The 13256-nt window shown below is 72.5% G+C and carries 12 protein-coding genes; 4 read left to right on the top strand and 8 right to left on the bottom strand.

Annotation, left to right across the window (positions count from 1 at the left end; all coding sequences use genetic code 11):
• Nucleotides 1–57: 57 nt before the first annotated feature.
• Nucleotides 58–1368 carry an ABC transporter substrate-binding protein gene (locus BCD49_RS32475; protein ID WP_071042272.1) on the bottom strand — a complete coding sequence of 437 codons (1311 nt, stop codon included), beginning with the start codon at nt 1366–1368 and terminating at the stop codon, nt 58–60.
• A 164-nt stretch (nt 1369–1532) separates the two neighbouring features.
• Entirely contained in the window at nt 1533–2960 is a 1428-nt protein-coding gene (gene yczR / locus BCD49_RS32470; RefSeq protein WP_007517422.1) for an aminotransferase-like domain-containing protein, read from the bottom strand.
• 64 nt (nt 2961–3024) lie between these two features.
• Here yczR and BCD49_RS32465 point away from each other — a divergent pair, with 64 nt between their 5' ends.
• The gene (locus tag BCD49_RS32465; protein ID WP_007517421.1) at nt 3025–4128 is read left to right on the top strand and encodes a pyridoxal phosphate-dependent aminotransferase; all 1104 of its coding nucleotides are present in this window, start codon (nt 3025–3027) and stop codon (nt 4126–4128) included.
• A 30-nt stretch (nt 4129–4158) separates the two neighbouring features.
• On the opposite strand, the gene ppc is transcribed toward BCD49_RS32465, so the two are convergent.
• From ppc to BCD49_RS32445, 4 genes are all read right to left on the bottom strand, one after another.
• Complete coding sequence (gene ppc / locus BCD49_RS32460; protein WP_007517420.1) at nt 4159–7047, bottom strand: phosphoenolpyruvate carboxylase; 2889 nt, start codon at nt 7045–7047, stop codon at nt 4159–4161.
• Between the two features lie 44 nt (nt 7048–7091).
• Nucleotides 7092–8009, bottom strand: a complete 918-nt coding sequence (locus tag BCD49_RS32455) for a hypothetical protein (protein WP_007517419.1) — start codon at nt 8007–8009, stop codon at nt 7092–7094.
• Nucleotides 8010–8257: 248 nt separating this feature from the next.
• Nucleotides 8258–9112 carry a glycosyltransferase gene (locus BCD49_RS32450; protein WP_007517418.1) on the bottom strand — a complete coding sequence of 285 codons (855 nt, stop codon included), beginning with the start codon at nt 9110–9112 and terminating at the stop codon, nt 8258–8260.
• A gap of 188 nt (nt 9113–9300) precedes the next feature.
• On the bottom strand, nt 9301–9663 hold the full coding sequence (locus BCD49_RS32445) for a hypothetical protein (RefSeq protein ID WP_131803603.1): 363 nt from the start codon (nt 9661–9663) through the stop codon (nt 9301–9303).
• Between the two features lie 196 nt (nt 9664–9859).
• Here BCD49_RS32445 and BCD49_RS32440 point away from each other — a divergent pair, with 196 nt between their 5' ends.
• Together BCD49_RS32440 and BCD49_RS32435 are read left to right on the top strand one after the other, a co-directional pair.
• Complete coding sequence (locus tag BCD49_RS32440; RefSeq protein WP_007517416.1) at nt 9860–10663, top strand: SGNH/GDSL hydrolase family protein; 804 nt, start codon at nt 9860–9862, stop codon at nt 10661–10663.
• Nucleotides 10664–10955: 292 nt separating this feature from the next.
• Nucleotides 10956–12152 carry an EAL domain-containing protein gene (locus tag BCD49_RS32435; protein WP_335341728.1) on the top strand — a complete coding sequence of 399 codons (1197 nt, stop codon included), beginning with the start codon at nt 10956–10958 and terminating at the stop codon, nt 12150–12152.
• Nucleotides 12153–12162: 10 nt separating this feature from the next.
• Here BCD49_RS32435 and BCD49_RS32430 read toward each other — a convergent pair whose 3' ends face one another.
• The gene (locus tag BCD49_RS32430) at nt 12163–12450 is read right to left on the bottom strand and encodes a putative quinol monooxygenase (protein ID WP_071042270.1); all 288 of its coding nucleotides are present in this window, start codon (nt 12448–12450) and stop codon (nt 12163–12165) included.
• A gap of 121 nt (nt 12451–12571) precedes the next feature.
• Between BCD49_RS32430 and BCD49_RS44400 the strand changes: the two genes are divergently transcribed.
• Nucleotides 12572–12826, top strand: a complete 255-nt coding sequence (locus tag BCD49_RS44400) for a recombinase family protein (protein WP_027140633.1) — start codon at nt 12572–12574, stop codon at nt 12824–12826.
• A gap of 309 nt (nt 12827–13135) precedes the next feature.
• On the opposite strand, the gene BCD49_RS46225 is transcribed toward BCD49_RS44400, so the two are convergent.
• Nucleotides 13136–13255, bottom strand: coding sequence for a WD40 repeat domain-containing protein (locus BCD49_RS46225; protein WP_335341729.1), 120 nt, complete (start codon nt 13253–13255; stop codon nt 13136–13138).
• Nucleotide 13256 lies beyond the last annotated feature (1 nt).

The raw sequence follows: 13256 nt of genomic DNA, 5'->3' as shown, positions 1-13256 counted from the left end.
GAAGCTTACCGCCGAGTGGATTCTCAGCCGATCCGGATCGCGCGCGAAACCGGGCGCTCAGCTTTCGATGGGCGTGACGCCGACCGGCTTGTACGGGCCTGGGCGGCCCTTGTCGTCGAGGGTCGTGGTCAGCCAGCCGCGGACGCAGACCGCCGGCTCGCCGGTGATGGCCTTTCCGTTGCAGCGGAACCGCAGGCCGGCCGCACCGGGAAGGTCCTTCTCGGGCATCGCCCGGATCGCGGCGACGATCGAGGTGGGGGTGATGTCGCCGGAGATACCGTCGGTCGCCAGCTGGAAGGCGGTGACCTGGGTGAACATCGACAGACCGGGCACCCTGTCGGTGTCGATGTCCTTACTGCCGTACTCGGCCACGACCGCCTCGTACAGCTGGGTCGAGGGGCTGTCGATGCCGACCGGAGCCGTCGCGGGAACGACCAGGCCCTTCAGGAAGCCACCCGGTATGGCCGTGCGGGTCTTGTCCGACATGCAGTTCGGGTGCGGAAAGACCGTTCCCTTGAACCCGACCGCCTGCAGGCCGTTGAAGGCGCTGATGCAGAACGCGTCGTTGCCGATGACGTGGACGACGCCGGGATCACCGCGCGAGATCATGCTCTGGATCTGCGGCGTCATGTCCGCGGTGCCGGGGGGAACGGGGACGACGTCGAGGTCGATGCCAGCCCGCTGGTAGAGCGGCGGCGCGACGGTCCGCCAGATCGTCATCGTGATGGGCACGTCGATCGCGAGCGCGGTGACCTTCGACGCGCCGGTGTCCTTGGCCTGCTGCAGCGCGGCCTTCGCGGTGTAGGCGAGGTCGGTGAGGGCGAACGTCGAGTCGGTGTCCTTCAGCGTGTCCCCGGCGCCGTAGCTGAGCCAGATCGGAACGTGCGCCTCGTGCAGGGGCTTCCAGATGCTGTCGACCACCGAGGACGTGCCGACGAGGACGGCGGCCACGTCCTTCTCGACCATCTGGTTGCCGCAGTCGGTACCCGTCGCCGGGTCGGCCAGGGCCTTGCAGGTCACCAGCTCGATCGGGTGGCCGGAGATCCCGCCCTTGTGGGCGTTCAGGTAGGCGACGGTGGCCTTCGCCACGGCGGTCTCGATGGCGAGGTCCGAGACGGGGCCCTTGTCATCCGAGACCAGCCMGATCCGGACCGGGGCGCCCTTCGCGGGGTTCGACGGCCCCAGCAGCCCGGCGGCGGGCGAGCCCGTCGAGGACGCGCCCGAGCCACCGCCGTCGTCCCCGCACGCCGCCAGCACGGCCAGCAGGCTCGCGGCCAGGGCCGCGGTGCCTAAGCGGACGCCGACCGACGCACGCCACGGCTGTCGGCGGCRGGCCATTGGGTTCGGCGGGATCTCTACCTTCGGCATGCGTCGTCCATCTCCTTCAGACGGCGGGCACTGCGTACCCTCCGGACCCTGGACACGGCGTTCAGCCCCAAGATTGATTCCGAAGTCGATATTGAGCTTGAGCCCTCGCGTGGTCAAGCCTCGCCGTCGGGCCMGGCAGGATGAGCCGGCTGAGGTCCTTGCCGTCAGATCGCCAGCGTCGGCGTGGAGGCCGTCCGGTGCGGCGCCGGGCCGTAGCCACGCCAGGCGGCGGCCAGGCGCCGGACGGCCTCGGCGAGGTCGTCCGGCGGCGCGAGGAAGTGCAGGCGCAGGTGGTCGTGGCTGCCTCCGCCCGCGTCGAGGCCCGTCCCGGGGAGCACCGCGACTCCGTGCCGCAGCGCAGTCTGGGCGAACGAGGTGCCGTCGCCGTGGGGGAGCCGGACCCACAGCGTCTGCCCGCCGGGCACCGCGGGCGCGTGCCAGTCGGGGAGGTGGCGGGCCAGCTCGGCGCGCAGGTGGTCGTGGCGGGCCTGGCGGCGGGCGGACTCGCGGCGTCCGAAGGTGTCGAGACCGCCCAGCAGGTCGGCGGCGGCGAGCTGGGCGAGGACGTTGCCACCGAGGTCGTGCACCGCGCGCAGCCGACCGAGCCGGGCGACGAGCGGCGCCGGGGCGCGCACCCAGCCGACCCGCAGACCGCCCCACACGGCCTTGCTCAGCGACCCGACGGTGACCACCGCGTCGCCGTGGGCGGCGAGTGGCGGCGGCGGGTCGCCCGCGGCGGGGAAGCCGAGGTCGACGAGGGTCTCGTCGTCGATGAGGACGACACCCGCCGCGGTGGCGGTCCGGACGAGGCGCTCGCGCCGCAGCGCGGGCAGGACGGCGCCGGTGGGGTTGTGGAAGGAGGCGATCACGTAGGCGACGGCGGGGCGGTGCTCGGCGGCCGCCGCCGCGAACCCGTCCAGCCCGACCGGCAGCCCGCGCGCCACGGCGCCCTCCTCGCGGAACGCCTCCAGCGCGCCGTAGTAGGTCGGCGTCTCGACCAGGACCCGGTCGCCCGGCCGTAGCAGTGCCCGGGCCAGCAGCGACAGCGCCTGCTGCCCGCCGGTGGTGACGAGGACCTGGTCGGTCGCGGTCGGCACGCCGCGCCGTCGGTACCGCTCGGCGACGGCGTAGCGCAGCGCCGGGTGGCCCATCGGGTGGTATCCGATGTCGCCGGCGATGGCGGCGAGCCTCGGCACGGCCCGGGTGTACGCGTCGACCAGCTCGGCGGGCGGTGCGTCGGGCGCGGCGCACGCCAGCAGCAGCACGCCGTCCTTCGGTTCGAGCAGGTGCAGGAACCCCGGTGTCATCGTGGTCGCCCTGGGCAGGGCGCCCGGGTCCCCGGCGACGCGGGTGCCGCTGCCCCGGCGGCGGGTGATGCGGCCCTCGACGACGAGCTGGTCGTAGGCGGCGACGACCGTGCCGCGGCCGACGGCGAGCGCCGACGCGAGCGCGCGGTCCGCGGGGAGCGGCGAGCCTGGCGGAAGGTCACCGTCGTCGATCAGCACCCGCAGCCGCGCCGCGAGCAGCACGTACAGCGGACCCCGACCCGACGACCACCGGCCGAGCCGGTCCACCCACCCCATTGGCTCCATCGCCGAACCAATCTAGCGGGATTGGCTCTGCCCGGCGGCCGTCGCCGCTCGGACGATGAATGCCATGACGACGTTCGCGCCCAGCGCCATGGCCGCCCTGATCGACCGCCCGGTGCGGTACGACCTCGGCGAGAGCACCTGCCCGCCCCTGACCGTCGGCGAACTCGTCGACCCGGCCGGGTTGAAGGACGTGGTCCTCGGCTACGGCACCTCCCGCGGCGACGACGAGCTGCGCCGGCTGATCGCCGAGGACGCGGGGATCGACGCCGACGAGGTGCTGGTGACCGTCGGCGCGATCGAGGCGATGTTCCTCCTCGCTCAGGCTGTGTGCGGGCCGGGCGACCGGGCCGTCGTCGTCACCCCCTGCTTCCCGCCGGCGCGGAGCGTGCCGGAAGGCCTGGGCGCCCGGGTGGACGTCGTCCAGTCATCCTTCGACGACGGCTACCGCCTCCCGCTCGACGCGCTTGCCGCCGCGCTCGACCCGTCGACCCGGCTGGTGTCGGTGGCATCGCCGCAGAACCCGTCCGGCGTCCGGCTCACCGACGAGGAGCTGCGGGCGCTGCTCGCCCTGACCGGGGACCGCGCGCCCGGCGCGGTCGTCCTCGTCGACGAGACCTACCACGCGTCCACCTACGGCGGTGCGCCCGTCCCGCCGTCCGCCGCCGCCCGCTCGCCGCGGGTCGTCACCTGCGCGTCGCTGTCGAAGGCGCACGGCGCGCCCGGCCTGCGGATCGGCTGGTTGACGACGACCGACGTCGAGCTGGCCGCGCGGCTGCGGGCGGCGCGGTTCGTCAGCACGATCGCCTGCCCGACGGTCGACGAGCTCCTCGCCGTCCAGCTGCTGCAGCACCGCGCCGAGGTCCTCGCGCCGCGCTCCGCGCGGCTGGAACAGGCGCTTGCCGAGCTGGCCGCCTGGGCGGCGGACCAGCCCGTCGAGCTGGTCCGGCCGGACGGGGGCGCCCTGTGCTGCCTTCGCCTGGCCGCCGACCGGTTCCCCGACGACGCGGTCGCCGGCTTCCATGCCCGGCTCGCCGCGCTCGACACCCGGGTCGCCCCCGGCTCGTGGTTCGGTGAGCCGGACCGGGTCTTCCGCGTCGGCTTCGGCCACCTGGCCGCGCCGGACTTCACCGCCGCCCTCGACCGCCTCGCCACCGCCCTGGCGGGCTGACTCCCAAGGCGGCGTGGGCCAGGTCCGGGGTCAGCCCGTGTTGCGCAGGCCCGCGGCGATGCCGTTGATGGTCAGCAGCAGTGCCCGGCGCAGGCGCGGGTCGATCTCGCCGGCCGGATCGGCCTGCGCGTCGGCGCGGGAGCGGGCGAGCAGGGATACCTGCAGGGCGTGCAGCGGGGCGAGGTACAGGTCGCGCACCTCCAGCGTCTGCTGGAGCACCGGCGTGTGCTCCAGCAGCGTCGACGTGCCGGTGACGGCGAGCACCTCGGTGACGGTCCGCTCGTGCTCGGCGCGGATCACCTCGAACAGGCCGGCCTGCTCGGGCGGGACGAGCGTGCCGACGTAGTCGGCCGCGATGCGCAGGTCGGTCTTCGCGAGCGTCATCGAGACGTTGGACAGGAACGTGCGGAAGAAGTGCCACGACCGGTACATCTCGGCGAGCGTTTCGCCCGCGCCCGCCGCCCGGGCGGCGGCCAGCCCGGTTCCGACCCCGAACCAGCCGGGCAGGATGATCCTCGACTGGGTCCAGCCGAACACCCACGGGATCGCACGCAGGTCGTCGAGGCCGCCGGCGCCGCCGGGCCGCCGCGACGGCCGGGAGCCGATGTTGAGGTTGCCAAGTTCGTCGACCGGCGTCGCCGCCAGGAAGAACGGCACCAGGGAAGGGTCGGCCACCAGGCTCCGGTAGGCGCCGCGCGCGGACTCGGCGACCGCCTCCATCGTCCGGTCCCACTCGGCCAGCACGTTCGCGGGCTGCCGGGACTCGCGGTGCAGGATCGACGCCTCCAGCACGGCGGCCAGCGCGATCTCCAGATTGTGCCGGGCCAGCTGGGGGAGCGTGTACTTGTCCGAGATCACCTCGCCCTGCTCGGTCACCTTGATCGGGCCGTCGAGGGTGCCGAACGGCTGGGCGAGGATCGCCTCGCCGGTCGGCCCGCCGCCGCGGCCGACGGAGCCGCCGCGGCCGTGGAACAGCCGCAGCACGACGCCGTGCCGGCGGGCGACGTCGCGCAGCTCCCGCTGCGCCCGGTGGATCTCCCACTGGGACGCGGTGATGCCGGCGTCCTTGGACGAGTCGGAGTAGCCGAGCATGATCTCCTGGAGGTTGCCGCGCGCGGCGACCACCGCCCGGTAGGACGGATCGGCGAGCATCCCGTCGAGCAGGCGCCCGGCGGCGCGCAGCTCGGCGACCGTCTCGAACAGCGGCACGAACCCGATCCGCGCCCGCGCGCTCACGCCGTCCGGGGCGGTGCCCGGGCCGATCTCGACGAGGCCGGCCTCCCGGGCGAGCACGACGACGGCGAGGATGTCGTCGACGTCGCGGGTCATCGACACGATGTAGCTCTCGATGACGTCCCCGCCGAACCGGTCCAGCGCGACGCGGATCGTGCTGAACAACTCCAGCACGCCCGCGCCCGTCGGGTCGGCCAGGACGGGCGCCGCCAGGACGTACGCCGCCGCGCCGGACAGCGGCCGGCGTCCCGCCAGCTCGCGCGACAGCAGCGCGATCCGCTCGGCGCGGTCGAGCTCGGCGTACGGGCGCTCCAGCTCGCCCAGCCGATCGTAGAGCGCGCCCAGCGCGGCGTGGTGGCGCTCGGCGTGCTCGCGGATGTCGAGCGTCGCGAGCGACATCCCGACCGCCGCCGCCACCCGGATCGCGCGCCGCAGCGGCCCGTCGGCGACCAGCTCGCCCCGGTTCTGCGCCAGCGACCGGTGCATCATGGTCAGGTCGTCGAGCAGCTCGCGCGGGCTGAGGTAGTCGCGGCCGGGAGTGTGCGCCCCGCCGGTGGCCAGCCGGTCGCGGGTCGCCGTCAGCCGGGCGCGGATGTAGCTGCACTTCAACCGGTACGGCTCCGCGGCGTTGAGCCGGATGAACCGGTCGTACACCTCGGGATGGGCGGCCCGGTCGGCGTCGAGGCTGGCCAGCAGCTCGTCGCCGACCCCGACGACCAGCGTCGAGGCGGTCAGATCCTTGATGAGACCGTCGACCGTGCCGAGCAGCACCCGGATACCGAACTCGTGCTGCAGCGTGAGCACGTCGAGGGTCACGGCCGGGGTGACGTTCGGGTTGCCGTCCCGGTCGCCGCCGGCCCACGAGCCGAACCGCAGCGGCCGCGCGGTGATGGGCAGCCCGGCCCCGACGGGGGACAGCGCCCCGTCCAGCTCCTCCAGCAGGTCGGGCAGCACGTCGGTGGCGATCGAGGTCAGGTAGTAGGCGGCGGAGCGGGCCTCATCGGTGGGCTTCGGGCGCTCCACCCGGATCTCGTCGGTCTGCCAGAGCACGTCGACCGCCTCGGCGAGCCGGCGGTCGACCACCGCGCGCCGGGACGGGTGCGCCCGGGGGTCGTCGGCGGCGTCGAGCAGCTCGGCGATCCCGCGCAGCACGTCGAGCACCGACCGGCGGCTCGCCTCGGTCGGGTGCGCGGTGAACACCGGGCGCAGCTCGAGCCGGTCCACCACCTGGGCGGGCAGCTCCGGGTCGAGCTGGCCCGCGGCCACCGCGGCGGCGATCCGGTCGCCCGTCTCCTCGAGCGCGCCGCGAGGGCGGTCGGCCAGCTCGCGGGCCCGGTGCAGCTGCTCGGTGATGTTGGCGAGCTGGAAGTACGCGGTGAACGCCCGCGCCAGCACGATCGCCGTCGGGTGGTCGACGTCGGCGAGCACCCGGTGCAGCTCGTCGCGATCGTCGTCGTCGCCGCGGGCGAGCGCGCGGACCCGTTCGACGAGCTCCAGCAGGTCGGCGCCCTCGTGCCGGGTCAGCGACTCGCCGAGCAGCTGGCCGAGGCGGCGCACGCCGGCGCGGACCCCGGCGTGCCGCACGTCCGAGGCCACCCCGCCGGCGAAGGTGCCGGCGTCCCGGCTCCCGGGATCGTTCCGGTCGCCGCCTGTCCCTGCCTCGCCGCGGTGGTCCCTGGCCGTCACGCCGCCTCCGGTGGTCTCGGTCGTCCGCTCATTGCCTTACCAGCTCACTGCCATTTTCCCTGGACGTAGCGGGCGGGGCGTGCCAGCGACGAGGCACTGGTCTCGAAGGAGCGCTGGCTCGGGTTCTCGGCGGCGGTCCCCTCGCGGGCGCCGTCCGGGCCGACGGTGACCACCCGCCGCTCGTCGCCCACCTGGAGCTCGACCTCGACGCGCCAGCGGCAGTCGCAGGTCGCGGTCGTCACGGCGAGCAGGAACGAGCCGCTCGTGCCCGGGGCCAGCACGCTCGCCGGCCCGGCGGGCGCGGGCACGACCACGCGGGCTCCGGCGGCCGCCAGGACCAGGTCGAGGTCGATGCTGGTCACCGGCCCCGCCAGGCCGGGCGGCCCGGAGCAGGTGAGCAGGAGGCCCTGCCTGGGGTCCTTGGACAGGCCGTCGATGTGCGGGGTGAACCCGACCACCTGGACGGTCTCGTCGGCGCCCGCCGTGAGGCCCAGCTGGACCGGCGTGGTGTCGGCCGGCACGGCGCCGAGCGACGCGGCCCAGGCGGCCCGGCCGTAGCAGTCGTCCCGGCCCCCCGGCGGCGCCGGCGGCACACCCGCGTCGTCGCCGAGCACATAGCTCGCGACGCGCGGGGTGCGAGCCGCGCCCAGCACCATCTGGTCCGAGTCGGTCTGGATCGTGACGGTGTACGGGGTGGCGCAGCCCCGGTGGAAGGTGTGGCAGGCCCAGCCGCGTGCCCGGTCGCCGGCCGGCGTGGCGGTGAGCGTGACCGTTCCCGCGGCCACCAGCACGACGGCCACGCCGGCGCCGGTCAGGATCCGGGCCCGCCGCCGCCCCCGGCCAGGCGGTGGCTCGGCTGCCCGCCGGCTGGCGACGGCATGCCTGCCGGCCCGGCCGGCCGACTCCTCGCCCAGGGTCGGTCCGTCCCCACCGGGCCCCCGCCGCTTGCGCCAACGCGCCATCCCGGTCCCGCTTCCCCGCCGTCAAATCAGGACAAAGGTCCACGACCAGCATGTCCGGGTGGCAGGCGTGCCCGCCGCCGGTTTCGCCGCCAAGTCACGCCGTTGGGCGAGTCCAGTCGAGATAGACGGACCGTTGGGGGAGTGGCCATTCCTCTGACGTCTCCTCATATCCGCGGGATTTCCACGAGGAGGCGGTGGCATATCCCGCGGAGGAGGGCGGCGCAGGACGACGTCGGTACGGGGTGACGTCAGCGCTTGACGAGCAGGTGGGGCGGCGGCGGGCCGAGACGTCCACGGAGAAAGTCGAGAAGCCCGCGCAGGCGTCCTTCGAGATTCCAGTACGGGCCGCGCCTGGCCGGCACGACCACCCCCGACGAGAGGTGCCACAACGCGACACAGAAACGAATGAACGCGTGGTAGCGGCCGGAGTGCTCCCGAACGAGCAGCAGGGTGTTGCGAAGCTGCAGGTAGTCGATGGCCGCGGAGGCCGAGCCGACGTACGGGTTCTTGACCATCGCGCCCCGCACGAGTCCGGACTCCCAGCCGGCCGCCTTCGCCCGCAGCGCGAGGTCGGCCTCCTCGCAGTAGGCGAAGTAGCGCTCGTCGAAGATCCCGACCTCGTCGAGGCAGGCGCGCCGGGCGAGCATCAACGTGCCGTGCGGGTGGCCGACCGTCTCCCAGCCGTCGTCGACGCTGGCGGGCACGAGGATCCCGCCGAAGTAGGGGTCGATGACCGGCGTCATCCCGTCGCCGACGTCGGCGCACGCCAACCCTGCTCGTGGCCGCTGCGCGAGCACGCCCAGCATGTGGCTCAGGCAGGTGGGCTCGGGAAGCGCGTCGTGCGGCGCGAGCACCACCCACTCGCCCGCGTCCTTGTCGGCGAGGAACGCGCGGTAGCCCACGTTGGCCGCCGGGCCGAACCCCAGGTTGCCGCCGGCGAGCACGACCGCGACGTCGGCTGCCTCCACCGGAGGGACGACGACTGACCCGTTGTCGACGATCGTGATCGTGACAGGAATGTCCTGCGCGCGGAACGCGTCGATCGTGTCGACGAGTCTTTCCGGCTGGTCGCGGTGGACGATGACGACCGAGAGAGGCTGCACCAACCAGTGCTACACCAGTAGGCGGACGACGCGCGAAGTCTGGGCCGGCGATGTCGATCTCATGGGCCACCCGTCGACCGCGGTTGCGCGGACGCGTTCTCGGGTGACAGCCACCGGTCCGGGGCCGAGCTCCGCCGCCCGGCCCCGAGCTCCGCCGCCCGGCTCACCCGAGCTGGCTGCCCGGCCGTTCACGAGCGCCCACAGAATGAGTGAAGTGGACGTCCGGGCCGGCGGGGCGGCGCTGTGCAGGATGCCGTGCCCGCGCCCTTCAGCGGCGTCACCCGAGGCAGGCGGCCCGAGCGGGATCGAGACCCGGTGGCGGGGCCCTCCTCGATGAGTGCCTCGGCGACCAGCCCGGCGATCGTCTCCGCGGCCGCCGCGCTCTGCGCGTCACCGATCGCCAGGCCATGGAAGCGGAACAAGCAGTAGAACAGGTCCTCGCGGAAGCCCGACGCCTCCGGGTCGTGATGACCGCACACCACTCCCGGCCGACCCTCCGGCAAGGAGACGGCCAGCCGGCGAGCGGGCTCCGGGCGTTCCCCGCAGACCACGCATTTTCCAAAGATCATATTCTTTTTACCCCCGTTGCGGCCCGTCAGTGCCACCGGGGCATCATGACATACGAGAACGGATGAGCTGGGCATTCAGGCGTATCGGCCACGGTGCGTGTCGGGAGACAGCCGTCGGGCGACGGTCCCCCGAGGGCGTCCGGCCGCGCCGTCGGCGCACCGGACGGAGGAGGCGACTGTGCGCTACGTCGCGATCGGGGACAGCTTCACCGAGGGCGTCGGCGACGAGCTGGACGACGGCGGTCCTCGCGGCTGGGCCGATCTCGTGGCGGCCGGGCTCGCCGCGCACCACCACCCGGCGCAGGTCTGGTACGCGAACCTCGCCATCCGCGGCCGGCTGCTCGAACCGATCGTCCACGGGCAGCTCGACGCCGCCCTCGCCCTCGACCCGGCTCCGACGATCCTGACGCTCAACGGCGGCGGAAACGACATGATGCGCCCCGGCGCCGACGTCGCCCGCCTGAGCGCCCTGACCGCCGAGGCCGTCGACCGGTGCCTGGAGGCGGGCGTCACGCCGGTCGTGCTCGCCGGCGCCGACCCGTCCAACCGGCTCCCCTTCGGCCGGACGCTGCACCGGCGCGCCGCCGAGCTGACCGACGCGGCCGCCGAGATCGCCCGCGCCCGCGGCGCGCTGTTCGTCAACGTCTTCGCCGACACGGAGATCCGCGAGGCGCGCTACTGGTCCGAGGACCGGCTTCATCTCAACTCGCTCGGTCACCACCGGGCCGCGCGCCTCGTCCTGGCCGCCCTCGGCGTCGAGGTGCCCGAGTCGCTGCCGGCCGACGGCGCACTGACCCGATCCGGCCGTCTCGCCGACGCCGGCTACTACTGGCGCCACGTCCGCCCCTGGGTGGCGCGACGCCTCACCGGCCGCTCCTCCGGCGACGGCCGGGACGCGAAGCACCAGGCGTGGGCCCTGGTGCCACCCCCGCCTCCGTCCTCGCCCCCGCTGACGGACGCCCCGGGGCCTGAGGCTGGCTGATCACCGCCTCGCCGGCCGTTCGTGGTCAAGGTGAGCTGCGAGAACGACCAAGCGTCTGCACGGGGCCGAGATCCGCGCGGGTCGCGAGGTGGGCCGATCTGGCGGGGTCGGGTGGATGTTCGGGTGGACCGGCTCGGCTGGCGATGCCCGTCCGAAGGGGACTTTCATCCTTTTTTATGGGCTCGCGTTCGGTTGGCGGTGCCAGCTCGGGGCACGCGTTTGGTAGAGCTGCGGCGTGCTCCGAGGTACGCCTTTGGGGGTAATGATGCCAAAAACGGCCTTCGGGCCGCCTGTGACGGTGCTGGAACCGGACAAAAGTGTGTCAGTCCTCCTTGACGTGGTTCGCCGCCATATGCACATGGACGTGGTGCTGCTCGGCATGTGGGAGGGCGATCTGCTCGTGATCCAGGTCGTCAGTGGAGATGGTGTCAGTTTCGGCTTAGCACCCGGCGTGACTCTCGATCTCGGCGAGGAGGTTCGCAGCGAGTCACAAACAGGGGACACCATTTCCGGAGACACCCGTTATGTCAGCGACGCAATATCGCGGATCGCTGAGGAGCTTGGAATCGGCTCTTACATCACGATACGCACGCTTGACGCCGATGGTCAGCCTTATGGGCTGCTCAGCTGCCTCGCCCACCAACCGCGCCCTCGACTACACGAACGCGATCGCGCATTCATGGTCCTCGCGGTTGAGTTCCTGCGCGACGAGGTCATCGACCTGAAGCGCGTGTGGGAGGCGAGAAGCCGAGTGTCGCGGGCGGTCTGCGCGGTCCTCGATGCCGGCGGTCCGACGGTCGTATTCCAGCCGATCGTCCGGTTGGCGACCGGCGCCGTGGTCGGGGTAGAGGCGCTGTCGCGTTTTCCCGTCCAGTGCGATGACCGGCCCTGCAACACCGAGGACTGGTTCGCCGCCGCCAAGGTGGTCGACCTGGGCACCAACCTGGAGATGGCCGCGATCCACCGAGCCCTACGGGTGCTGCCGGAGCTTCCCGCGGAGGTGACGCTCGCGGTCAACGCCTCTCCCAGCGTGGTTGTCGAGGGGCTGCCTGGGGTCGTCTGCTCCCTGCCCGATCGCGGCCGCCTCGTCGTGGAAATCACCGAACACGAGAACTGCGTCGCCTGCCCCGGCTTCCTAGCTGCGGTCGGGTGCCTACGTGATCACGGAGTGCGCATCGCCGTCGACGACACGGGTGCCGGATACTCCGGCCTGGATCAACTCCTACAACTGCGGCCAGACATCATCAAGGTCGACTACGTCATCATCCGCGGCATGGATCACGACCCGGCCCGCCGCACGATCGCCGTCGGTCTGGTCCGACTGACCGAGGAAATCGGCGGAACGGTCATCGCASAAGGCATCGAAACCACCGCCGAACGCAAAGCCGCGATCACAGCCGGCATCCCCTACGGCCAGGGCTACCTTCTCGGTAAGCCCACAGCCTCGGCATCGGCGGCCTGCGTCCCCTACGCAACCAGAACGTCGTAGCGTGCGCCTGTCAGGTCAGTGAGCGAACATTCGCAACGTCGTACTCGGCCACAGATGCCGCGAGCATGGCGGCGCCCTRCTCCTCGCTCGGGCCGCTGCCGCGGAAGGCCTGGACGGCTTCCAGAGTCTCCCAACGCTCGAAGATGTTGATCCGTGTCGCGTCGATCAGGTCGGCGCTCAGGGCGTAGTCAAGACAGCCCGGCGCCTGTCGTGCCTGCTCGATGGCGTCGACGCAGCCGGCGAGGTAGTGCTCTCGCTCGGCAGGGTCGACGAAGATCTGTCCCGCGACGATCACCATGAAGTCCCCTCTCAAGCCCCGATGCTTCGACCGGCGTACAGAACAGACTGCCCACGGCGCCGTGGCTCATCGCCGGGCGCCGAACCGGCCGGGTACTCGGCCTATCTGGCTGTATCTGYGGTTGTCGCGGTATCACCGTGATGGGCGGGATGCGATCGAGCGGCAGCGGATCGACCTGACGCGCAAGCTCGACGTCGCGGGCTGTTGGACGATCATCGGTGAGTACGTCGACAACGACTCCGGCAGCGCCTCGGCCGCCCGCAACCGCAAAGGCTGGCACGCGCTGAACACGGCGATCGACGCCGACCAGGCCACCGCGGTCGGGTTCTGGAGGCTGGACCGAACCAACCGGATCACGGCGCGGTCTATCGAGTGAATCGCGCATTGCCAGGCGCAGCGGGTGATGTTGGTGTCGCATCAGGATTCGTCAAAGGAGTTGAACACGGCAACGGCCAGGGCGAAGCTGCTTTCTGGGATCAAGGCGTTGTTGGCCGAGGTCGAGACCGACACGATGGGTGAGCGGCAGCGCAGTGCGAAGCGGCACACCGCCGGACGTCTCGCATATAGGAAGGCATGCCATGACTACTCGGTACGTCCGCCATGGCCGTACCGTCTTGTCGTGGCTGGCGGTGGCGTGGGTTTAGACCAGGTCACATGTTCGCGAGACGGCGCGCTCGATTTCAGATCAGTACATCTGCCAGAGCAGCGCCGTGCGGTCCCCGCCGCCGGTGGCGAGGATGTGTCCGTCGGCCGTGAACGCCACCGAATACACGGCGCCGGTGTGGCTGGCGGGGGGTTGGCCGATC

This window comes from Pseudofrankia sp. EUN1h, assembly GCF_001854645.1.
Lineage (GTDB): Bacteria > Actinomycetota > Actinomycetes > Frankiales > Frankiaceae > Pseudofrankia > Pseudofrankia saprophytica.
Note: the sequence above shows the minus strand (reverse complement) of the source record. Positions and strands in the feature narration are given on the sequence as shown.

What these genes read in the sequence shown, in the direction of transcription:
- yczR (WP_007517422.1), bottom strand. Translation starts at nt 2,960, where the DNA reads ATGGAGCCAATGGGGTGGGTGGACCGGCTCGGCCGGTGGTCGTCGGGT.
- BCD49_RS32465 (WP_007517421.1), top strand. Translation starts at nt 3,025, where the DNA reads ATGACGACGTTCGCGCCCAGCGCCATGGCCGCCCTGATCGACCGCCCG.
- BCD49_RS32455 (WP_007517419.1), bottom strand. Translation starts at nt 8,009, where the DNA reads ATGGCGCGTTGGCGCAAGCGGCGGGGGCCCGGTGGGGACGGACCGACC.